Origin of the sequence: Lysinibacillus sp. FSL M8-0216, from assembly GCF_038595555.1 — a bacterium.
GTDB lineage: Bacteria > Bacillota > Bacilli > Bacillales_A > Planococcaceae > Lysinibacillus > Lysinibacillus fusiformis.
In genome coordinates this window covers 4,225,305-4,249,694 of record NZ_CP152007.1, presented here as the reverse complement: position 1 = coordinate 4,249,694, position 24,390 = coordinate 4,225,305, and the positions used below count along the sequence as shown (strand labels likewise).

Sequence of the window (24,390 nt, the reverse complement as noted above, 5' to 3'; positions counted from 1 at the left end):
AAGGCTTGTTTGACTACGTTCAAGCAAGCCTTGTTTAGTATGTGTTATCGAAGGGAAGAAGTTTCTGATAATTGTTTTACTAGACAAATTTCGATATGCTTATGATAAGTTATCGTGCAATTCACACAATTGTTTGATGAAATGGAGGTTTTTTAATTTATGAATTCTCAAATACAAAATGTGCTAGAAAATATAGAGAAAGTGATGATTGGAAAGAGAGATGTGGCTGAGCTAAGCCTTGTTGCTTTATTAGCGAGGGGGCACGTATTGTTAGAGGATGTGCCTGGTGTTGGGAAGACAATGATGGTTCGTTCATTAGCAAAATCCTTTGATGCGCAGTTTAAACGAATTCAATTTACGCCGGATTTATTACCTTCCGATGTAGTGGGGATCTCTATTTATAATCCGAAGACATTGGAGTTTGAATTTCGTCCAGGACCCATCATGGGGGATGTTATTTTAGCCGATGAAATAAATCGTACCTCGCCCAAAACGCAGTCAGCTTTACTGGAGGGAATGGAAGAAGCTTCTGTTACTATTGATGGTAAAACACTTGCTATTAATCAGCCGTTCTTTGTAATGGCCACACAAAATCCGATAGAACATGAAGGAACCTATCCATTGCCTGAAGCACAGCTTGATCGTTTTTTACTGAAAATAAAGATGGGCTACCCTAGTAGAGGGCAGGAAGTGGAAATTTTACGGCGCGCGGAAAATGGCAAAGCGATTGAAAAGATCGATGCAGTATTGTCGGTAGCTCAATTGATTGAGTTACAAGAGCTCGTTCAAGGAGTGTATGTTGAAGATTCAGTAAAAAATTACATGGTGGAGCTTGCTACTCAAACTAGAGAAAACAGCTATGTTTATTTAGGTGTAAGTCCCAGGGCGACATTAGCCTTAATGAAGGCTTCTCAAGCCTACGCATTTATGAAAGGGCGTAGCTATGTAACACCTGATGATGTCCAATACCTTGTCCCTTTTGTCTTTAGTCATCGTCTAGTTTTAAAGCCAGATGCTCGCTATGATAATGTAACGGCAAGTGAAATTATTGAACGTATCATTGCTAAAACACCAGTACCAACAAAAAGGTTTGCAGAACAATGAAGCAATGGAAAGCTTTTTTAGAGAAAAGTAAACATTTCCTATTAGTAGTTTTCTTAATGATTGTAACGTTTTGTTATGCGATGTTCCAAGGTGGATTTGTTAGTTGGTTTGTATTTTTTACGGTAAGTCCATTTTTAGTGTATGCCTTATTTTTCTTTGTTGTTAGAGAAAGTATCTTAGTAGTAGAGCGCAAAATTGAGCCAGCACATGTAGAACGTGGTCAATCAGCGAAGGTCATGATTTCAATCGAAAGAAAAACACGTTTTCCTTTTGCTTATATGATGATGGAGGAACTTGTAGATAGTGAGGGGTTAGTTCAGGCGAAGCTAGAAAGTTCAACTGCTATAAAATTTGTTGGCTTTAGAAAAAAATTTAACTGGCATTATGAATTAGTAAATATGCCTCGTGGCGAACACCGTTATTTGGGTGTTACGGTCGCTTTCTATGATTTTTTCGGTTGGGCAAAAAAAATGGTTGTGGCCGAGAAAGAACAAACTATTTTAGTGTACCCAAGGCTCAGAGAAATGAAATATTCGGCACTTCAAACAAAATATGATGTTGGGCCAATGATGTCTCCTTATTCCATAGTAAAGGATACTACTATGGCTGTTGGGTTACGAGAATATGTTCCTGGGGATCGTTTTTCATGGATTCATTGGAAGTCATTCGCGAAAACCCAAACCTTACAATCTAAGGAATTTGAGGATAGACAATCTTCTGAGCTAATGTTAGTGCTTGATGCCAAGAAATCAACATTATTTGAGGATAAGATTGAGCTAGTAGCATCTATGCTCAAGATGATCGTGCAGGAACTTGGTGATATTTCCTTTATTTCTGCTGGAGAAGTGACAAAGGTATTCCCTGTTATACAAGGTGAAAAGCAGTTAGATCAGGTTATGTATCATTTGGCAGCTATAAAATCTACTGAGAATGTAAAATTTCGATTTTATGACCAGCAAGCCTTTAAGCAAGTAGCGACATTGCTTTATGTGACTAATGAAGTATCAGAAGAATTCCTACATACTCTTGCGAATATAGTGAAAAGTTGTATTTGTTTTGTCGTGGCAAAACAGCCACCTGTGCAGTCTGAGGTTACATTGCGTTATAAACATATTCAAATTGTTTATGTAGATCCAACAGATTTTTATCATGTATTCACGGAGGTGAAGAAGCCGTGAAACAAACAGTAGGGGAATTTTTAGAGTTAGCGGTCGCCTATATTATAGTCTTCTTTATTTTGCGTGAATGGCTAATACCAATTATGCAATTAACTAATACAGGAGGGTTTCATCTCTTCCTAGTTTTTATTGGCTTGTCCCTAGCCCTAAGTTTATTCCGAGTGCATCCTTTATTATCAGGGATTGTAAAGTTTGGTTATATTACTTGGTGCATTGTCTTTATTTATAGCGAAAGCCCAGTGCTTTCTGGAAAGTCCATATCCTTCTTATTAACAGAATGGAAAGGGAATATGGCCGCCATTATATCAGGTGATTTTGGTCTAGTATCCGATGCCTTTAGAACAGTGCTATTTCTAGTATTAATATGGATGCTTGTTTACTTAATCCACCATTGGGTCTCTGTGCGGAAAAATATATTTTACTTTTTTGCCATGACAGTATTCTTTATTGCTACGTTAGATACGTTTAGTGAATACAATGGGAAAACAGCTATTGTTAAAGTGGTTATATTAGGATTAATGATGACAGGTGTCCTATTTGTCAAACGTTTATGGCTTCAAGTGGGTACAATGAGCAATACGTTTGGGAGATGGAAAATTGTTATTCCGATGCTTGTATCCGTATTACTTGTCGGGACTATCGCCTTCTTTTTACCAAAGACAGGGCCGACATGGGCAGATCCTGTGCCGTTTATTCAAGGTGTTACTGGACAAGATGGAAATGGAACAGGCATGAAATCAGTCGGCTATAGTCAAGATGATAGTCAATTAGGTGGACCTTTCCAAGGAGATAGTACATTAATTTTTACTGCGTCTTCACGTGATCGTCATTATTGGCGTATTGAAACGAAAGATACTTATACGTCAAAGGGATGGATTTTGTCAGAGGGGAACTTCGGAAAAAATGTATATGAGGCAAATGCGCCGATTATGACCTCTTTACAAGTAGGCTCACCTGAAAACGAGCGTCAAATTCAACTGGACATTGCGACCTCGATGCCGTTTTTAATCCAAACATACGGCTTGTTATCTGTTTCGGCTCAAGATTCCACATTATTTATTCAGGACGAGCAGACGGAAAAGATGACTATAGAGCAGCAGAATGATACATCGACATCTTTATCAGCCTATACTTTAACGTATAGTGAGCCTGTCTATAGTATGGAACAGCTGCAATTATCATTCCCAGCCACACTTGAAACGTTAGATTCGTCATTTGATCGCTTTATGCAGCTGCCAGCGCAATTACCACAACGAGTAAGAGATTTGGCGCTGTCGATAACACAGGATAAAACTACGGTTTACGATCAAATTAAGGCAGTGGAAGGTTATTTTAGGACGAACGGTTTTAGGTATGATAAAAAACAAGCGGCTATTCCGGCAGAAAATCAAGATTACGTTGATCAGTTTTTATTTGATACAAAAGTAGGTTATTGTGATAATTTCTCAACTTCAATGGTAGTCCTTTTGCGTTCGATAGGCATTCCAGCTCGCTGGGTCAAAGGATTTGCGCCTGGTACTGCAGGACCCATGTCAGATGGTCTGAGAGAGTATCGAATTACCAATGACAACGCGCATTCATGGGTAGAGGCATATATACCTGGTACAGGTTGGATGGAGTTTGAGCCTACAATAGGCTTTAGCGGCAACGTTAACATTGATTATGATATACCATTAGATACATCCGAACAGGAGGAAATAGTACAGCCAGAGCAAAAACCTGAGCAACCGCAAAAGCAGGAACATGTGTCTAATAAAGAACAAAGTAAATCAATGTTTAGCCTGGATAGGCTATGGACTTGGTTGAAAAAGTTTGCTTATGTTTGGATAATCATCTTCGTTTTATTGATTATCAGTGGGATTGCTTTATACTTGCAGCGCAAGACTTGGCTTCCAAAAATGCATGTTCGAGTCTATCGTAAAAAGACTGCCAATTGGTCTACCTTTGATTCCTCCTATCATATTCTTCTGAAGCAATTATCACGTATTGGATTGCGTATGAGAGATGGGGAAACGTTGCACATGTTTGCAGAACGTGTGGATGCATCATTAGAGACAGATCAAATGCAAAAGCTAACGGCTGTTTATGAGCAACATGTTTATGGGAAGGATAAACAAGAAGTGAATTTCACAAAGCTGAAAGAAAGTTGGGAATATTTAATCAATCGCACTATCGGTTGATTTTAACTTAGACAAAGAGTAAAATGAAAAAAATTAAATGCAAGGATTGCTTTCATATAAGTTCGATAATAAGGTTCGGATGTTTCTACGAAATCACCATAAATGATTTCTCTATGAAGGCGGATGTATTCGCTAGGTGAGAAGTATAGTAAATCACTTTACTTTGCTACGCATTCGCCTTTGTAAATCAACATGAGCTTTTTGAACGCGTAGAAAGATTTTACTTTCTTCGCGTTTTTCTTTGAACAAATGAAATATCCTTTAAAAATAGTAGAAGAGGTGGAAATTTTGACAGCTAGCCCTTTATTAAAAGAGCAAGAAAAAATCGTTGTACTTGACTTCGGTAGCCAATTTAACCAATTAATTACTCGTCGTATCCGTGAGTTTGGTGTATTCAGTGAATTACATCCACATACAATAACTGCAGAAGAAATTAAAGAAATGAACGCAGCCGGTATTATTTTTTCAGGTGGTCCAAACTCTGTTTATGATGAAAATGCTTTCCATGTGGATCCAGCCATTTTTGAATTAGGCCTACCAATACTAGGTATTTGCTATGGTATGCAATTAATGGCACATACAAATGGTGGTAAAGTAGAAGGCGCTGAAACTCGTGAATATGGTAAAGCTGAAATCAAAGTAACTACTTCCAATAAATTATTTGGTGAGTTACCAACTGAGCAAATCGTGTGGATGAGCCATGGTGACCATGTAACAGAAGTTCCTGCTGGATTTGAAGTTATCGCAACGAGCGCATCATGTCCGATTGCAGCAATGGCAAATGTAGAACGTAAACTATACGCTGTTCAATTCCACCCAGAGGTACGTCACTCTGTTTATGGTAATGATTTATTACGTCAATTCGTATTCGATGTTTGTGAGGCAAAAGGTGATTGGTCAATGGCCAACTTCATTGAACTTGAAATCGCGAAAATTCGTGAAATTGTAGGCGATAAAAAAGTATTATGTGCGCTTTCAGGCGGTGTTGACTCATCAGTTGTAGCGGTTCTTATTCACAAAGCAATCGGTGACCAATTAACTTGTATGTTCGTAGACCACAACTTAAACCGTAAAGGTGAAGTTGAGCAAGTAATGAAAACATTTACTGAAGATTTCGATATGAATCTTATTAAAATTGATGCTCGTAAACGTTTCATGGACAAACTTGCAGGTGTATCAGATCCAGAGAAAAAACGTAAAATTATCGGAAATGAATTTATTTATGTATTTGATGAAGAAGCATCAAAGCTTGAAGGTATGGATTTCTTAGCACAAGGTACTCTTTATACAGATATTATTGAATCAGGTACTTCAACTGCACAAACAATCAAATCTCACCATAATGTTGGTGGACTTCCAGAAGATATGCAATTCAAATTGATCGAACCATTAAAAACTTTATTCAAAGACGAAGTACGAGCATTAGGCTTAGAACTTGGTCTAGATGAAAAAATCGTTTGGCGTCAACCGTTCCCAGGTCCTGGATTAGGTATCCGTGTACTTGGTGAAGTAACAGAAGAAAAATTAGAAATCGTTCGCGAATCTGACTTCATCTTACGTGAGGAGATCGCCAATGCTGGCCTTGATCGTGACATTTGGCAATACTTCACGGTATTACCTGATATCCGTTCAGTTGGTGTAATGGGCGATGCACGTACGTATGATTACGCAATCGGTATCCGTGCGGTAACATCTATCGACGGTATGACTTCTGACTGGGCACGTATCCCATGGGATGTACTAGAAAAAATCTCTGTCCGCCTAGTAAACGAAGTAAAACACGTTAACCGTGTAGTGTATGATATTACATCTAAGCCACCAGCAACGATTGAGTGGGAATAGGTCATATATTAACCGTTGAAGCCAGTTCTATAAAGGGTTTCACCGTTGTTTGAATGAGCAATTGCTTATCCACGTGCAATTTTTTAACACAAAAGACTTTCCTTTATTCATGTAATTCATGGGTGAAGGGAGGTCTTTTTTAATTGAAAATAATCCAGTATTTTCTATATTTTAGATAAGAATGATTAAGTTTTGTGCAATAATGGGGCAGTTTAATCCTTATAAATAATGATATGGTGGCTAGGAACGCCTATAAATGGGAGTTTGAAAATAAGTAAGGAAAGTTTAGAGGTCGGTTTCTTTAGCGTAGAAGATGCGCCGAAACTGATTGAAAATGATCACTTTAAAGAGGAACTTTTAAAATGTTTAGATAAAGATCATCATCCATTTTTTATTTCATTGTAGCATTTATTTAGGTGCTTTGATGCTTTAGTTCATGGAGTTTAATCGACTTTAATTGTTTATAAATAATATACTGGTTCAACATCATCAACGGCTAATATTCTATAGTTGGTAGTTTGAGTTGGGTGCTCATCTTACAAGCTTTACATTGAAATAATCAGCAAACTATTGGAGAATGTAGTAAACTAAATGGATGCAAAAAGTATTAGAATTATCAGATTGGGGGGGATTTAAATGGTGGAAAATAAACCAATAATTCATACATTAGCAGTTGGGATGCCAAAAGAATTGATTGATAGTAAAGGGCGTTCGATGATGACAGGTATTGAAAAGCAAAAAATGCAAGAAGTTTATTTGTCAGCTCATGGCTTCGACGGAGATGATGTCGCTGATAAAAAACATCATGGCGGACCTGATCGTGCAGTTTGTTTATATCCTGCGGAACATTACATACAATGGGAACAAGAACTTGGTAAACCATTGCCAACTGCTGCTTTCGGTGAAAATCTTACGGTTACAAATATGCTAGAAGAGGATATTTGTATCGGTGATATTTATAAAATAGGAGATGCTGTCATTCAAATTACACAGGGGCGTGTTCCTTGTAGTACGATCGACAAATATACCGAATCAAACACATTGCTCAAACGTATGATTGAAACTGGTTATACGGGCTTCCTTGCGCGCGTACTAGAAGAGGGGACAATTTATGCGAACTCGAATATTGAATTAGTAGAAAAGCATCCTGCCCAAGTTTCTGTTTTGTATTGCAACGAAGTATATTTTAAAAACAAAGATGCAGATGCGATGAAACATATCCGAGAAGTTGATGCATTGGCGGAAGATTGGAAACAGAAGTTAGAAAAAAGAATTCAGGTCTTGCAAAGTAAAGTGATGAATTAAAAATTGTAGGCAAGGGAATCTGTCTTAAAATCCTTTAGAATTCGGGTGAGTTCTAAGGGTTTTTTTATATTATAGTGTTCAGTGAATTGTTCAGTACTTAGACTTTTTAGTAGCAGTTTATTAAAATATGAACATTAAATAAGAAAATTACACGAACTTTCGTATTTTATTTTGTAAAATTGTTCGGAAATAGGGTTGAAATCTAAAAAGTGAAATGATATATTACAAATGTAAATTAAATAAGTCGTCGTATAATGTCGGGAATAGGGCCCGTGAGTTTCTACCAAGTTACCGTAAATAACTTGACTACGATTGAGGTTTATATACGTATGTATAAACCCTAATTTATTTCACACATTAATGTGGATGAAATATATCGTAGACATGCGACTAGTAGATTAGTCAGCGTGTCTTTTTTGTTTTCGATATTGAGGACGACCATACGGAGGATTTTTTTATAATGAAAAAATATTTCATGTTTGATGAATTAGGAACTAATTACCGCCGAGAAATAATAGGTGGTATTACAACCTTCCTTGCGATGGCATATATTCTAGCTGTTAACCCAGGTATACTAGAAAATGCAGGGATGGATAAAGGTGCTGTTTTCGTAGCAACAGCATTAGCTGCAGCAGTTGGTTCTTTAATAATGGGTATTTTCGCTAAATTCCCAATTTCACTAGCTCCTGGTATGGGATTAAACGCATTCTTCGCCTTTACTGTAGTCGGGGCTTACGGTATTCCATGGCAAACAGGTTTAACTGGCGTATTCTTCTCTGGGATTATCTTTATCATTTTATCTCTAACAGGTATTCGTGAAACCGTTATTAATGCCATACCAGTTCAACTTAAATATGCTGTTTCGGCAGGTATTGGATTGTTTATTACTTTCGTAGGTTTACAAGGAGCAGGGATTATTGTAGATAGTCCAGCTACATTAGTAACTTTAGGAACTTTCACTGGTGCTACATTACTAGCGGTATTCGGAATTGTTTTATCTGTTATTCTAATTATTAAATTACGCAGTGTTGGTATTTTCTTAGGGATGGTTATTACTGCGATTATTGGTATGGTGACAGGTATTATTGAACCTCCAACGGCAATTGTTTCTGCTATTCCAAGTGTGGATTCTACATTCATGGTGGCACTACAACCACTTGGAGATATTGAATCACTATTTAACGTGAAGTTTTTAGTAGTTGTATTAACGTTCTTGTTTGTAGATTTCTTCGATACAGCAGGGACTTTAATGGCTGTGGCAACACAGGCTGGCTTAGTAAAAGATAATAAATTACCACGTGCAGGTCGCGCATTAATGGCAGATGCACTTGCAACAACAATTGGTTCTTTATTTGGTACATCTACGACTACTGCCTATGTAGAATCAACTTCAGGGGTAGCAGCTGGAGCTCGCTCTGGGTTCTCAGCAGTAGTAACAGCAGTACTTTTCTTAGTAGCATTATTCTTCTCTCCGTTATTAGCAGTAGTAACACCAGCAGTAACAGCACCTGCTCTAGTTATTGTAGGAGTACTGATGGTATCATCATTACGTTTAATTGATTGGGATAAATTTGAGATTGCAGTACCAGCATTCTTTACCGTATTAATGATGCCTCTTGGTTATTCCATTGCTACGGGTATTGCAATTGGCTTCGTGTTCTATCCGATCACAATGTTATTAGCGGGACGTAAAAAAGAAATTCACCCTATGATGTATGGTTTATTCTTTGTCTTCCTGGCGTATTTCATTTGGGTACGATAAATTAAATACATGTTGAAAATCACCTCCATTGTTAAGGATAAGTTCTAACGATGGAGGTGATTTTTTATTATTGGGAAAGGAACAGTAAATAATTAAATACTTTTATTGTTATTCTATTCGTCTCTTTTACTATATAAAATAAAGCATAACTATAACGAATTATATAAAGTTGTTTTCACCATTATATAGAAGAAACTCACTTTGTAATAATAAGAATAGTTTTACTTTAATGAAACACTTGCAAACTTTGTTTTATGATGATATATTTAAACACGTTGTTACGAAACAAACGAACAACTTAAAAAATATTAACGTAGACAGTTGACAACGAGTTGACAATATGTTAAATTATAAAAAGTTACTTGAAAGTAACTAGCAAATGAACCTTGAAAACTGAACAAGCAAAACGTAATCAATAAAGTTTTTAGTAGCAAGCCTAGCTAGTGAACGAAACAAAATTTTGGACATCAAAATTGATGCCAGCAAAACAATTTGAGCTAATCAAATTTCTTTTATGGAGAGTTTGATCCTGGCTCAGGACGAACGCTGGCGGCGTGCCTAATACATGCAAGTCGAGCGAACAGAGAAGGAGCTTGCTCCTTCGACGTTAGCGGCGGACGGGTGAGTAACACGTGGGCAACCTACCTTATAGTTTGGGATAACTCCGGGAAACCGGGGCTAATACCGAATAATCTGTTTCACCTCATGGTGAAACACTGAAAGACGGTTTCGGCTGTCGCTATAGGATGGGCCCGCGGCGCATTAGCTAGTTGGTGAGGTAACGGCTCACCAAGGCGACGATGCGTAGCCGACCTGAGAGGGTGATCGGCCACACTGGGACTGAGACACGGCCCAGACTCCTACGGGAGGCAGCAGTAGGGAATCTTCCACAATGGGCGAAAGCCTGATGGAGCAACGCCGCGTGAGTGAAGAAGGATTTCGGTTCGTAAAACTCTGTTGTAAGGGAAGAACAAGTACAGTAGTAACTGGCTGTACCTTGACGGTACCTTATTAGAAAGCCACGGCTAACTACGTGCCAGCAGCCGCGGTAATACGTAGGTGGCAAGCGTTGTCCGGAATTATTGGGCGTAAAGCGCGCGCAGGTGGTTTCTTAAGTCTGATGTGAAAGCCCACGGCTCAACCGTGGAGGGTCATTGGAAACTGGGAGACTTGAGTGCAGAAGAGGATAGTGGAATTCCAAGTGTAGCGGTGAAATGCGTAGAGATTTGGAGGAACACCAGTGGCGAAGGCGACTATCTGGTCTGTAACTGACACTGAGGCGCGAAAGCGTGGGGAGCAAACAGGATTAGATACCCTGGTAGTCCACGCCGTAAACGATGAGTGCTAAGTGTTAGGGGGTTTCCGCCCCTTAGTGCTGCAGCTAACGCATTAAGCACTCCGCCTGGGGAGTACGGTCGCAAGACTGAAACTCAAAGGAATTGACGGGGGCCCGCACAAGCGGTGGAGCATGTGGTTTAATTCGAAGCAACGCGAAGAACCTTACCAGGTCTTGACATCCCGTTGACCACTGTAGAGATATAGTTTCCCCTTCGGGGGCAACGGTGACAGGTGGTGCATGGTTGTCGTCAGCTCGTGTCGTGAGATGTTGGGTTAAGTCCCGCAACGAGCGCAACCCTTGATCTTAGTTGCCATCATTTAGTTGGGCACTCTAAGGTGACTGCCGGTGACAAACCGGAGGAAGGTGGGGATGACGTCAAATCATCATGCCCCTTATGACCTGGGCTACACACGTGCTACAATGGACGATACAAACGGTTGCCAACTCGCGAGAGGGAGCTAATCCGATAAAGTCGTTCTCAGTTCGGATTGTAGGCTGCAACTCGCCTACATGAAGCCGGAATCGCTAGTAATCGCGGATCAGCATGCCGCGGTGAATACGTTCCCGGGCCTTGTACACACCGCCCGTCACACCACGAGAGTTTGTAACACCCGAAGTCGGTGAGGTAACCTTTTGGAGCCAGCCGCCGAAGGTGGGATAGATGATTGGGGTGAAGTCGTAACAAGGTAGCCGTATCGGAAGGTGCGGCTGGATCACCTCCTTTCTAAGGATATTTTCGGAATACAAACCTTGGGTTTGTAAGATTACGTTTTGCGTTCAGTTTTGAAGGTTCATTCTTCTGAATGAAATACTTCAAAACTTGTTCTTTGAAAACTGGATAAAACGACATTGAAATAGTAACAAACACATTTATTTTTTTAAGTTTTTTATAGGCTTAATAACATTAAAAGGTTTCAAGACACGAGCAGTTAAATGCGATGTGTATTGAAAGCTGATAGGTTAAGTTATTAAGGGCGCACGGCGAATGCCTTGGCACTAGGAGCCGAAGAAGGACGGCACTAACACCGATATGCTTCGGGGAGCTGTAAGTGAGCTTTGATCCGGAGATTTCCGAATGGGGGAACCCACTACGTTTAATCGCGTAGTATCTTGACGTGAATACATAGCGTCTTGAAGGCAGACCCAGGGAACTGAAACATCTAAGTACCTGGAGGAAGAGAAAGAAAAATCGATTCCCTGAGTAGCGGCGAGCGAAACGGGAAGAGCCCAAACCAAGAGGCTTGCCTCTTGGGGTTGTAGGACACTCAATACGGAGTTACAAAAGAGCGAGTTAGATGAAGCGACTTGGAAAGGTCCGCCAGAGCAGGTAAAAGCCCTGTAGTCGAAAGTTCGTTCCCTCCTGAGTGGATCCTGAGTACGGCGGAACACGTGAAATTCCGTCGGAATCCGGGAGGACCATCTCCCAAGGCTAAATACTACCTAGTGACCGATAGTGAACCAGTACCGTGAGGGAAAGGTGAAAAGCACCCCGGAAGGGGAGTGAAAGAGATCCTGAAACCGTGTGCCTACAAGTAGTTAGAGCCCGTTAATGGGTGATAGCGTGCCTTTTGTAGAATGAACCGGCGAGTTACGATTACGTGCGAGGTTAAGCTTTAGAAGGCGGAGCCGCAGCGAAAGCGAGTCTGAATAGGGCGAAATAGTACGTGGTCGTAGACCCGAAACCAGGTGATCTACCCATGTCCAGGGTGAAGGTAAGGTAACACTTACTGGAGGCCCGAACCCACGCACGTTGAAAAGTGCGGGGATGAGGTGTGGGTAGCGGAGAAATTCCAATCGAACTTGGAGATAGCTGGTTCTCTCCGAAATAGCTTTAGGGCTAGCCTCGTGATGAGAATACTGGAGGTAGAGCACTGTTTGGACTAGGGGGCCATCCCGGTTTACCGAATTCAGACAAACTCCGAATGCCAGATATTTATACACGGGAGTCAGACTGCGAGTGATAAGATCCGTAGTCAAAAGGGAAACAGCCCAGACCACCAGCTAAGGTCCCAAAGTAATCGTTAAGTGGAAAAGGATGTGGCGTTGCACAGACAACCAGGATGTTGGCTTAGAAGCAGCCATCATTTAAAGAGTGCGTAATAGCTCACTGGTCGAGTGACGCTGCGCCGAAAATGTATCGGGGCTAAACGATTCACCGAAGCTGTGGATTGACATCTACGATGTCAGTGGTAGGAGAGCGTTCTAAGTGCGTTGAAGTCAGACCGGAAGGACTGGTGGAGCGCTTAGAAGTGAGAATGCCGGTATGAGTAGCGAAAGACGGGTGAGAATCCCGTCCACCGTATGACTAAGGTTTCCTGAGGAAGGCTCGTCCGCTCAGGGTTAGTCGGGACCTAAGCCGAGGCCGATAGGCGTAGGCGATGGACAACAGGTTGATATTCCTGTACCACCTCCTCACCGTTTGAGAAATGGGGGGACGCAGTAGGATAGGGTAAGCGCGCTGTTGGTTATGCGCGTCCAAGCAGTAAGGCGTGTGTGTAGGCAAATCCGCACACTGTAACGTTGAGCTGTGATGGCGAGTCCGTATGGACGAAGTTCCTGATTTCACACTGCCAAGAAAAGCCTCTATCGAGGTGAGAGGTGCCCGTACCGCAAACCGACACAGGTAGTCGAGGAGAGAATCCTAAGGTGTGCGAGAGAACTCTCGTTAAGGAACTCGGCAAAATGACCCCGTAACTTCGGGAGAAGGGGTGCTCTTGAGCGTGCAAGCGCATGAGAGCCGCAGTGAATAGGCCCAGGCGACTGTTTAGCAAAAACACAGGTCTCTGCAAAACCGTAAGGTGACGTATAGGGGCTGACGCCTGCCCGGTGCTGGAAGGTTAAGAGGAGTGGTTAGCGCAAGCGAAGCTGCGAATTGAAGCCCCAGTAAACGGCGGCCGTAACTATAACGGTCCTAAGGTAGCGAAATTCCTTGTCGGGTAAGTTCCGACCCGCACGAAAGGCGTAACGATCTGGGCACTGTCTCAACGAGAGACTCGGTGAAATTATAGTACCTGTGAAGATGCAGGTTACCCGCGACAGGACGGAAAGACCCCGTGGAGCTTTACTGTAGCCTGATATTGAATTTTGGTACAACTTGTACAGGATAGGTAGGAGCCAGAGATCTCGGAGCGCCAGCTTCGAAGGAGGCGTCGGTGGGATACTACCCTGGTTGTATTGAAATTCTAACCCATGCCCCTTAGCGGGGCAGGAGACAGTGTCAGGCGGACAGTTTGACTGGGGCGGTCGCCTCCTAAAAGGTAACGGAGGCGCCCAAAGGTTCCCTCAGAATGGTTGGAAATCATTCGTAGAGTGTAAAGGCACAAGGGAGCTTGACTGCGAGACCTACAAGTCGAGCAGGGTCGAAAGACGGGCTTAGTGATCCGGTGGTTCCGCATGGAAGGGCCATCGCTCAACGGATAAAAGCTACCCCGGGGATAACAGGCTTATCTCCCCCAAGAGTCCACATCGACGGGGAGGTTTGGCACCTCGATGTCGGCTCATCGCATCCTGGGGCTGTAGTCGGTCCCAAGGGTTGGGCTGTTCGCCCATTAAAGCGGTACGCGAGCTGGGTTCAGAACGTCGTGAGACAGTTCGGTCCCTATCCGTCGTGGGCGTAGGAAATTTGAGAGGAGCTGTCCTTAGTACGAGAGGACCGGGATGGACACACCGCTGGTGTACCAGTTGTCTTGCCAAAGGCATCGCTGGGTAGCTATGTGTGGACGGGATAAGTGCTGAAAGCATCTAAGCATGAAGCCCCCCTCAAGATGAGATTTCCCATTACGCAAGTAAGTAAGATCCCTCAAAGACGATGAGGTAGATAGGTTCGAGGTGGAAGTGTGGTGACACATGGAGCTGACGAATACTAATCGATCGAGGACTTAACCAAAAAAGTTTGAAACCTTCAATGAACCGTTTATCCAGTTTTGAAAGAATAATTTCTTTTATGAAGGGTTTCAAGATACGAGTAGTTCGAGGAAGCAATAGAGAGAGGGAAGGAGCGTACTCAAGTACGTGACTGACTGAACGACAGCAGCTGACGAAGAAATGCGATGTATATTGAAAGCCGAAAATAGTCTAGTGATGATGGCAAAGAGGTCACACCCGTTCCCATACCGAACACGGAAGTTAAGCTCTTTAGCGCCGATGGTAGTTGGGGGCTTCCCCCTGTGAGAGTAGGACGTCGCTAGGCACTTATGAAGTCATGGATATCTTCCATGGCTTTTTTATTTTATCAACTAAAAAATCATGGTCTCATACACTACATATTAAATTTATACAGATGAAAAGATAACTAACATAGATAGCATTTCCTACTTATACTTGAACAGAATAACGGAGGAATGATAATGAGGCATACTATTTTTTCGTCTCTTTCGATTTTTTGCCTACTCCTCACACTCTTAATGTTTGGTTATGATTCTCCGAAAGGGTAGGGGCGTTTTTTAAAATTCCTTAATGACATCAGTATGTTAATGCCATTTATATTAGGTGGAATAGGTATTGTGAGTGCCCTTTTAGGTATTAAAGGAGAGTTTCGTTTCATTCTTGTTGTCCTACATTCGTTTTTATTGCTACTATTTCTAGGCATCTATATAAAAGCCTTGTATGGATTTAGCTGAACGGTAATCCAAACTGCGGATATCCATCCGCAGTTTTTTTATATTTAATAAACAATTAATTTGTTCTTACACACTCCTAAGGCATCTCAAGGTATAATGAAGGAACAAGTGCTAGGAAATAAATTAATGTATTGAAAGGGAGAAACAGTTGGGAAAGAAGCAAATTTGGTATGAAGTAAAAGAAAACGAGTCCATAGAAGAATGTTTAGAAAGAATGCGACACGATGGGTACATGGCTATTGGTCGAAAAGAAGAGCCCCTTTTTCACTTAGTCGATGGTGAACCCACGTTATTACGTCAAAAAATTCAATTTAAAGCTATACCTACTCAAGATACGGAATGATTTTGACTAAAATCCGAACGTTTTTTTTGAGCTTATAAAAAATGTTCGCATTTTTGCATTGACGATAATACGATCCCTTGTTAAAATGTGATAAGGAAAAACAAATAAATCCCACATATATGCTAGAGGATTGGCTCTAGTGTCTCTACCCGGCACCGTAAATGCTGGACTATGCGGGAAAGCACTTTTGGCTTTTATGAGAAGATCAATGTACGGTTTGTACATTGACAAATTCTTGCCCTAATAAGTCCTCAAGTAAGCTGCTTTCACGCGTAAAGGTAGAGAGTAGTTTATTTGAGGATTTTCTTTGTAAAAAGGTAAAAATTGCAGAGCTATTCATATAGAGGCTTGCACAATAATTGATCATTTTTCTATCGTTTAAAAGGAGCGACAATTTATGAATCCGAAAATCGGTGTCATTATGGGTAGTTCAAGTGACTGGGAAACAATGAAACATGCATGTGATATTTTAGACGAATTACAAGTACCGTACGAAAAGAAGGTTGTATCTGCACATCGAACACCAGATTTAATGTTTGAGTATGCCGAAACAGCACGCAAACGGGGAATACAAGTAATTATAGCTGGGGCAGGTGGAGCCGCACATTTACCTGGAATGGTAGCAGCTAAAACAACTTTACCTGTAATCGGTGTACCAGTTCAATCACGTGCGCTGAATGGGCTTGATTCACTGTTATCCATCGTTCAAATGCCTGGTGGTGTGCCTGTAGCAACTGTAGCTATTGGGAAAGCGGGAGCAACAAACGCTGGTTTACTAGCCGCTCAAATTTTGTCAACGACAGATGCAGAACTTGCTGAAGCATTAGATGCTCGACGTGAAGCTACAAAGCAGCAAGTATTAGAAAGCACAGGTGACTTAGTGTGACAAAAATTATTTATCCTGGACAAACGATAGGTATTATAGGTGGGGGACAGCTTGGTCGAATGATGGCTCTTGCTGCAAAGGAGTCTGGTTTTAAAATTGCGGTACTTGAACCAGCAATGGACTCACCTTGTGGGCAAGTGGCAGATGTTCGTATTGTAGCTCCATATGATGATGAAGCTGCTTTAGAAGAACTTGCAGAAGTCAGTGATGTTATCACATATGAATTTGAAAATATTGATTATGAAGGCTTAAAACGTTTATCACAAATGGCTTATGTTCCTCAGGGGGCCGAGTTAGTACGCATTACACAAAACCGTATAACCGAAAAAGAAGCCATTGTGAAAGCTGGTTGCCCAGTAGCACCATATATTGTTGCAAAAACTTATGAAGAATTAGTAGCCAATATTGATTCGATTGGTTATCCTTGTATAGTCAAAACAGCAAGCGGTGGTTATGATGGCAAGGGACAGCAGCTGTTAAAATCAACTGAAGATCTTCCATTAGCGAAAGAACTCTTCACGCATTCTTCATGTATTGCAGAAGGATTCGTGCCCTTCGTAAAAGAGGTATCGGTCATTGTTCAAAGAAATGGTAGTGGTGAATCGTATTGTCAGCCAGTTGGAGAGAACATTCATGTTCATCATATTCTGCATGAAACAATTGTGCCTGCTCGCATAACAGAAAGCACAGCTCAGGCTGCGGAACGAGAAGCTTTAAAAATTGCTGATTACTTACATTTAGTAGGAACGTTAGCGGTAGAAATGTTCGTGTTAGAAGATGGTGGCATTGTTATTAATGAATTAGCACCAAGACCTCATAATTCAGGTCACTATTCAATAGAGGCGTGTAATGTTTCACAATTCCATCAGCATATACGAGCTGTGTGTGGTTGGCCATTACGTAAGCCAGAACTTTGGGCACCATCCATTATGATCAATGTATTAGGGCAGCATGTCGTGCCATTGAGTAACTCCATTGCTAAATATCCTGAATGGTCTATCCATCTTTATGGGAAAGCTGAAGCTAAGGTCAACCGTAAGATGGGCCATGTAACGATTATGACAAAAAACTTAGAAGAAACATTACAACAAATCGAGAGTTCTGGCATTTGGTCAGAATAGAAGGAGATACGCAATGATTGAACGTTACACAAGACCCGAAATGGGCGCAATATGGACAGAACAAAATAAATATCAAGCTTGGCTAGAAGTAGAAATCCTAGCTTGTGAGGCGTGGGCAGAAATAGGTGATATTCCGAAAGAGGATGTTGCTAAAATTCGTGAAAATGCTTCATTTGATGTGAACCGTATTTTAGAAATTGAACAAGAAACTCGTCATGACGTAGTGGCCTTTACACGTGCCGTTTCGGAAACACTTGGTGAGGAACGTAAATGGGTACATTATGGACTAACTTCTACAGACGTAGTTGACACAGCACTTTCTTATTTAATCAAACAAGCAAATGATATTTTACGTAAAGATATCGTGAATTTCATTGATATTATTGCTGCTAAGGCAAAAGAACATAAACATACAGTGATGATGGGCCGTACACATGGCGTCCATGCAGAGCCAACAACTTTCGGTTTAAAGCTTGGTTTATGGTATGAGGAAATGAAGCGTAACCTGGAACGTTTTGAAGCAGCCGCTAAAGTTATTGAAACAGGGAAAATGTCTGGCGCTGTTGGAACATATGCCAATATCGATCCTCGCGTTGAGCAATATGTTTGTGATCAACTAGGTCTGGCTGCATCACCAATTTCAACACAAACTTTACAGCGTGATCGTCATGCGCAATATTTAGGTGCATTAGCTTTAATTGCTACTTCCATTGAAAAATTTGCAACAGAAATTCGCGGTTTACAGAAATCTGAAACGCGTGAAGTGGAAGAAGCTTTTGCAAAAGGTCAAAAAGGATCATCAGCAATGCCACATAAACGTAATCCAATCGGTTCTGAAAATATGGTTGGAATGTCGCGTTTAATGCGTGGATACATGGTGACAGCTTATGAAAATGTCGCTTTATGGCATGAACGTGATATTTCTCATTCTTCTGCAGAACGCGTTATTTTACCGGATGCAACAATTACTCTTAACTATATGTTAAGTCGCTTCGGTAATATAGTGAAAAACTTAACAGTATTCCCTGAAAACATGAAACGTAATATGACTCGCACATATGGCCTTATTTACTCTCAGCGCATTTTGTTAGCATTAATTGATAAAGGATTAGTACGTGAGGAAGCGTATGATACTGTACAGCCTTTAGCTATGCAAGCGTGGGACGAACAGGTACAGTTCCGCACATTAGTCGATGGAAGTGAAAAAATCACATCTTATTTAACAAAAGAAGAGCTGGATGAGTGCTTCGATTACAACTACCACTTACAGCATGTCGATATGATTTTTGAACGTCTAGGACTTAACTAATATTTATTTCGCCAATAAAAAAATAAATGTTAGTGCCACCAGTAAATGCTTCAGAATTGAACCGTGGAGAACACGGTTCGATTCTGATCATTCATAAAAGCGTATCTCATAATATCGGGGGGAAAAACGAATGACTAAAGGTCAACTTTTGTATGAGGGTAAAGCAAAAAAATTGTATACAACGGAGGAGCCAAATGTGCTGCTTGTTGAGTACAAGGATAGTGCGACTGCATTCAATGGTGAAAAGAAAGAGGAAATAGAAGGTAAAGGCATTTTAAATAATCGCATTACTTCATTAATTTTCGAAAAATTACAAGGAAACGGAATTGCGTCACATTTCGTAAAACAATTATCTGATACGCAACAACTTGTAAGAAAAGTAGATATTATCCCGATTGAAGTAGTCGTTCGTAATATAGTTGCAGGAAGTTTAGCAAAACGTATTGGACTTGAAGAGGGCACACCTTTAAAACGACCAATCGTTGAGTTTTACTATAAAGACGATGAGTTAGGTGATCCATTCATCACAACAGAGCATATAGACATTCTGGAGCTTGCAACGTCTGCTGAAGTATCGGCTATTTACGAGAAGGCACTAGCTATTAACAAAGTTCTACAGCCAATCTTTGCTGATGTTAATGTGACACTAATTGATTTTAAATTAGAGTTTGGCCGTGATGCAGATGGCCATGTATTATTGGCAGATGAAATTTCACCAGATACATGTCGACTTTGGGATGCAACAACGAAGCAAAAGTTAGACAAAGATGTTTTTCGTAGAGACCTTGGTAATTTAACTGAAGTTTATACTATTATACTTTCTAGACTCGGAGGCAAATAACAATGAAAAAAGTAAAAATCTATGTAACATTACGTGAGAGCATTCTTGATCCACAAGGCTCTGCAGTACAGGGTTCTTTAGCTAAAATGGGCTACGGTGAAGTAGAGGATTTACGTATCGGTAAATATCTTGAACTATCAATTAAAGATTCAGAGCGTGACATTGATACTCTAGTAAAAGAAATGTGTGAAAAGGTTTTAACGAACGTTGTAATTGAGGACTACCGTTATGAAGTCGAGGAGGCTAACTAATCATGAAATTCGCAGTACTCGTATTCCCTGGGTCAAACTGTGATATCGATATGTATCATGCGATTAAAGACGAGCTAGGTGAAGAAGTAGAATATGTATGGCATACAGCAACAGATCTAAGTGGCTTTGATGGCGTATTAGTACCTGGAGGATTTTCATATGGAGATTATCTTCGTTGTGGTGCAATGGCTAATCAATCTAACATTATGGCAGAAGTTAAGAAAGCAGCAGACGCTGGTAAACCTGTACTAGGTGTATGTAATGGATTCCAAATTCTAACAGAAGCAGGGCTATTGCCAGGTGCTTTATTACGCAATAAAAACTTGAAATTTATGTGCCGTACAGTGAAGCTAAAAGTGGAGAACAACAATACATTATTCACAAACCAATACGAGCAAGATCAAATTATTCATATCCCAATCGCACATGGTGAAGGGAATTACTACTGTGATGAGGAGACTTTACAATCACTAAAAGATAATAATCAAATCGTATTCACATACTCAGGCGACAATCCAAATGGTTCTTTAGAAGATATCGCAGGGATTATAAACGAGCGCGGCAATGTATTAGGGATGATGCCTCACCCAGAACGAGCTGTTGATGCACTGGTGGGTGGCGCAGACGGTTTAGCAGTATTTAAATCAATTGTGAAGCAGTGGAGGGAAAATCATGTCAACAACTAAGTTTGAGCCAACAGCACAGCAAATTAAAGACGAAAAGCTATACGCTGGTATGGGGATGTCAGACGAAGAATTTGCATTGGTAGAAGGTATTTTAGAACGTCTACCTAATTGGACAGAGACAGGTCTTTTCTCAGTAATGTGGTCTGAGCACTGCTCATACAAAAATTCAAAGCCGGTATTACGTAAATTCCCTACAAAGGGGCCACAAGTTTTACAAGGACCTGGTGAAGGTGCAGGTATTGTTGATATCGGTGACGAGCAAGCCGTAGTGTTTAAAATGGAGTCTCATAACCATCCATCTGCAATTGAGCCATATCAAGGGGCTGCCACTGGTGTTGGCGGTATTATCCGTGATGTTTTCTCTATGGGGGCACGTCCTATCGCCATGCTGAACTCATTACGCTTTGGTGAATTAAAATCAGCGCGAGGTAAATATCTATTTGAAGAAGTCGTAGCTGGGATCGCTGGATATGGTAACTGTATCGGTATCCCTACAGTAGGTGGCGAAATTCAATTTGATCCTTGCTATGAAGGCAATCCACTTGTTAATGCCATGTGTGTAGGCTTAATTGATCATAAAGATATTCAACGAGGTATTGCAGCAGGTGTTGGAAATACAGTTATGTACGTGGGTGCGAAAACAGGACGAGACGGAATTCATGGTGCGACATTTGCTTCTGAAGAATTAACAGAGGAATCAGAAAATCAACGTCCAGCGGTACAAGTAGGGGACCCATTCATGGAGAAGCTTTTACTTGAAGCATGTTTAGAAGTTGTAAAATCTGATGCTCTAGTTGGGATTCAAGATATGGGCGCAGCTGGTCTTACTTCTTCTTCAGCAGAAATGGCTTCAAAGGCTGGTTCTGGTGTAGAAATGAATTTAGATTTAGTACCTCAACGTGAGACAGGTATGACAGCATACGAAATGATGCTATCTGAATCTCAAGAACGAATGCTATTAGTTGTGAAAAAGGGTCGCGAAGATGAAATTAAGGCGATTTTTGATAAATATGATTTAGATGCGGTAGCAATTGGCCGTGTAACAGATGATAAAATGCTTCGTCTTTTACACAATGGACAAGTAGTGGCAGAAGTACCTGCTGATGCGTTAGCTGAGGATGCACCAGTTTACCATAAACCATCTGCTGAACCTGCTTACTATGCTCAGTTCCAAGCAATTGAAAATACAGAGCCAGCTGTTATGGATTATAAAGAAACATTAAATGCTTTATTAAAAGCACCGACAATTGCTTCGAAAGAATGGGTTTACGATCAGTACGATTATCAGGTTCGTACGTCAACTGTTGTTAAACCAGGCTCAGATGCTGCCGTTATTCGTGTACGTGGTACAAATAAAGGGTTAGCCATGACAACAGACTGCAACTCTCGCTATATTTATTTAGATCCAGAGGTGGGCGGAGCTATTGCAGTGGCTGAAGCAGCTCGTAATATTGTTGCTTCTGGTGGTACACCACTTGCAATTACAGACTGCTTAAACTTTGGTAATCCAGAGAAGCCAGAAATCTTCTGGCAAATTGAAAAATCTGCTGATGGTATTTCGGCTGCATGTACAGCATTGAATGCACCAGTGATTGGCGGTAACGTATCGCTTTATAATGAGCGTTCAGGTGAAGCCGTTTATCCAACACCAACAATTGGTATGGTAGGTCTAATTGAAGACTTAGCACATGTTACAACACAGGAAGTAAAAGCTGCAGGAGATATCGTATTTGTCATTGGTGAAACAACGACTGAGTTCGGTGGTTCAGAGCTTCAAAAATTATTAAATAATGGCGTTATTTCTGGGAAAGCACCAGCTATCGATCTAGAGGTGGAAGCAGCACGTCAGCAGGCTTTATTAAAAGCTATAAAAGTTGGTCTTGTACAGTCTGCACATGATGTCGCTGAAGGTGGTCTTGCAGTGGCTATTGCAGAAAAAACTTTCAGTGCAAATGGACTTGGTGTTGATGTTACATTAACGGGTTCTGCTACAACTGTGTTATTCAGTGAAAGTCAATCACGTTTTGTTGTTACAGTTAAAGAAGAACATGCAGCTGCATTTGTCGAAATCATCAAAGATGCTCATAAAATTGGTGTCGTAACAAACGATGCACTTGTTAAAATCAACGGGGACAAAGGTGTGCTTGTAGAAGGTACAGTGGAGGAATTCCGTTCTAATTGGAAAGGAGCAATCCCATGCTTGCTGAACTCAGAGGCTTAAACGAAGAATGTGGGGTGTTTGGCATTTGGGGTAACCCAAATCCAGCGCACCTTAGTTATTACGGGCTTCATGCTCTTCAACACCGTGGTCAAGAAGGCGCAGGTATCGTCGTTTCTGATGGTCAGCACCTTCGCGCGGTAAAAGGCGAAGGACTAGTTAATGATGTTTTCAACGAAGATAAATTAAAGGCAGTGAACGGCAAAGCAGCAATTGCCCATGTTCGTTATACAACTGCTGGTGGTGGTGGTATTGAAAATGTACAGCCATTATTATTCCATTCCTCAACTGGTAGCCTTTCCATTGCCCATAACGGTAACTTAGTCAATGCGACACATCTGAAACAGTATTTAGAGCGACAAGGTAGTATTTTTCATTCTAGCTCTGATACAGAAGTGCTGGCGCATCTTATTAAGAAAAGTTCGCATTCACCATTTCGGGCTAAGGTGAAAAATGCCCTTTCATTATTAAAGGGTGCGTATTCTTGCTTAATTATGACAAAGGATGAAATGCTTGTTGCACGTGATCCACATGGTTTACGCCCGCTCTCTCTTGGAAAGTTAGGAGAAGGCTGGGTAGTAGCTTCTGAAACTTGTGCATTTGATTTAATAGGAGCAGAATTCGTTCGTTCTGTAGAACCAGGTGAATTATTGATTATTAACGATGAGGGCGTTAAGTCAGACCGCTTTGCTGATATGGAAAAGCGTTCTATGTGTGCGATGGAATATGTATATCTGGCACGTCCTGATTCGGATATTGATGGTATTAATGTCCATATGGCACGTAAACGTATGGGGAAACAGCTTGCTCGTGAATGTGCACATATTGAGGCTGATGTTGTAACTGGGGTACCAGATTCTAGTATTTCAGCTGCCATCGGTTTTGCAGAAGAAAGTGGTATACCTTATGAACTTGGTCTGATTAAAAATCGTTATGTAGGACGTACTTTTATTCAACCGACACAGGAATTACGCGAACGTGGTGTGAAAATGAAGCTTTCACCAGTTGTTCAAGTTGTCAAAGGTAAACGCGTAGTTATGGTGGACGATTCTATTGTACGCGGAACAACTTCACGTCGAATTGTCAAAATGTTAAAAGATGCTGGTGCAGCAGAGGTTCACGTGGTTATTTCGTCCCCACCTATGACAAATCCTTGTTATTATGGCATTGATACGTCAACACATGAGGAACTTATTGCATCTAGTCATAAAGTAGATGAAATTCGTGAAGTAATTGGTGCAGATTCTCTGACTTTCCTTTCTGTTGAAGGCATGGTTGAGACCATTGCACGTCCATATGAAGATGAAAACCGTGGACTATGCCTTGCATGCTTTACAGGTAAATATCCAACTGAGATATTCCCGGATACCATCTTACCACATGAAAAGGAACTATTACGTTAAGAA

At 41.0% G+C, this 24,390-nt stretch carries 15 protein-coding genes, 3 rRNA genes and 3 riboswitches; all 18 genes read left to right on the top strand.

The genetic code is table 11. From position 1 onward, the window contains the following. Positions 1-159 precede the first annotated feature (159 nt). The 18 genes from MKX57_RS21120 (at position 160) to purF (ending at position 24,387) form a co-directional block, all read left to right on the top strand. A complete protein-coding gene (locus MKX57_RS21120) occupies positions 160-1,104 on the top strand; it encodes a MoxR family ATPase (protein WP_008173686.1) in 945 nt (314 codons plus the stop codon). Then, positions 1,101-2,282: a DUF58 domain-containing protein gene (locus tag MKX57_RS21115; RefSeq protein WP_008173685.1), complete on the top strand. Its 1,182-nt coding sequence runs from the start codon at positions 1,101-1,103 to the stop codon at positions 2,280-2,282. Before MKX57_RS21120 ends, MKX57_RS21115 begins: the two co-directional genes overlap by 4 nt. Further along, entirely contained in the window at positions 2,279-4,462 is a 2,184-nt protein-coding gene (locus tag MKX57_RS21110) for a transglutaminaseTgpA domain-containing protein (RefSeq protein WP_342550578.1), read from the top strand. The genes MKX57_RS21115 and MKX57_RS21110 overlap by 4 nt, the downstream gene beginning before the upstream one ends. Positions 4,463-4,494: 32 nt before the next feature. Further along, positions 4,495-4,596: riboswitch (purine riboswitch) on the top strand. Between the two features lie 154 nt (positions 4,597-4,750). Next, complete coding sequence (gene guaA, locus MKX57_RS21105) at positions 4,751-6,304, top strand: glutamine-hydrolyzing GMP synthase (RefSeq protein ID WP_089987294.1); 1,554 nt, start codon at positions 4,751-4,753, stop codon at positions 6,302-6,304. 636 nt (positions 6,305-6,940) lie between these two features. Continuing rightward, on the top strand, positions 6,941-7,609 hold the full coding sequence (locus tag MKX57_RS21100; RefSeq protein WP_342550577.1) for an MOSC domain-containing protein: 669 nt from the start codon (positions 6,941-6,943) through the stop codon (positions 7,607-7,609). Positions 7,610-7,836: 227 nt separating this feature from the next. Further along, positions 7,837-7,938, top strand: a riboswitch (purine riboswitch). 131 nt (positions 7,939-8,069) lie between these two features. After that, positions 8,070-9,371: an NCS2 family permease gene (locus tag MKX57_RS21095; protein ID WP_008173678.1), complete on the top strand. Its 1,302-nt coding sequence runs from the start codon at positions 8,070-8,072 to the stop codon at positions 9,369-9,371. Between the two features lie 511 nt (positions 9,372-9,882). Beyond that, positions 9,883-11,434 (top strand): 16S ribosomal RNA (locus MKX57_RS21090). 234 nt (positions 11,435-11,668) lie between these two features. After that, positions 11,669-14,596, top strand: a 23S ribosomal RNA gene (locus MKX57_RS21085). A gap of 187 nt (positions 14,597-14,783) precedes the next feature. Then, positions 14,784-14,899, top strand: a 5S ribosomal RNA gene (gene rrf / locus MKX57_RS21080). Together the 16S, 23S and 5S rRNA genes form the textbook arrangement of a ribosomal RNA operon. A gap of 578 nt (positions 14,900-15,477) precedes the next feature. Further along, positions 15,478-15,672, top strand: coding sequence for an NETI motif-containing protein (locus tag MKX57_RS21075; protein ID WP_008173676.1), 195 nt, complete (start codon positions 15,478-15,480; stop codon positions 15,670-15,672). Positions 15,673-15,765: 93 nt separating this feature from the next. Further along, positions 15,766-15,864: riboswitch (purine riboswitch) on the top strand. Positions 15,865-16,069: 205 nt separating this feature from the next. After that, positions 16,070-16,558 (top strand): 5-(carboxyamino)imidazole ribonucleotide mutase, encoded by a 489-nt coding sequence (purE, locus tag MKX57_RS21070; protein WP_008173674.1) that lies wholly within the window; start codon positions 16,070-16,072, stop codon positions 16,556-16,558. Further along, positions 16,555-17,679 (top strand): 5-(carboxyamino)imidazole ribonucleotide synthase, encoded by a 1,125-nt coding sequence (gene purK, locus MKX57_RS21065; protein WP_008173673.1) that lies wholly within the window; start codon positions 16,555-16,557, stop codon positions 17,677-17,679. Before purE ends, purK begins: the two co-directional genes overlap by 4 nt. Positions 17,680-17,692: 13 nt before the next feature. Continuing rightward, positions 17,693-18,988, top strand: a complete 1,296-nt coding sequence (purB, locus tag MKX57_RS21060; RefSeq protein WP_107922548.1) for an adenylosuccinate lyase — start codon at positions 17,693-17,695, stop codon at positions 18,986-18,988. A gap of 130 nt (positions 18,989-19,118) precedes the next feature. Beyond that, positions 19,119-19,829 carry a phosphoribosylaminoimidazolesuccinocarboxamide synthase gene (gene purC, locus MKX57_RS21055; RefSeq protein ID WP_008173669.1) on the top strand — a complete coding sequence of 237 codons (711 nt, stop codon included), beginning with the start codon at positions 19,119-19,121 and terminating at the stop codon, positions 19,827-19,829. 2 nt (positions 19,830-19,831) lie between these two features. Beyond that, on the top strand, positions 19,832-20,080 hold the full coding sequence (gene purS, locus MKX57_RS21050; RefSeq protein ID WP_008173668.1) for a phosphoribosylformylglycinamidine synthase subunit PurS: 249 nt from the start codon (positions 19,832-19,834) through the stop codon (positions 20,078-20,080). Between the two features lie 2 nt (positions 20,081-20,082). After that, positions 20,083-20,766 carry a phosphoribosylformylglycinamidine synthase subunit PurQ gene (purQ, locus tag MKX57_RS21045; RefSeq protein ID WP_008173667.1) on the top strand — a complete coding sequence of 228 codons (684 nt, stop codon included), beginning with the start codon at positions 20,083-20,085 and terminating at the stop codon, positions 20,764-20,766. After that, entirely contained in the window at positions 20,753-22,987 is a 2,235-nt protein-coding gene (gene purL, locus MKX57_RS21040; protein WP_342550576.1) for a phosphoribosylformylglycinamidine synthase subunit PurL, read from the top strand. The genes purQ and purL overlap by 14 nt, the downstream gene beginning before the upstream one ends. Then, positions 22,963-24,387, top strand: coding sequence for an amidophosphoribosyltransferase (purF, locus tag MKX57_RS21035; RefSeq protein ID WP_008173665.1), 1,425 nt, complete (start codon positions 22,963-22,965; stop codon positions 24,385-24,387). Before purL ends, purF begins: the two co-directional genes overlap by 25 nt. The last annotated feature ends 3 nt before the right edge of the window (positions 24,388-24,390 follow it).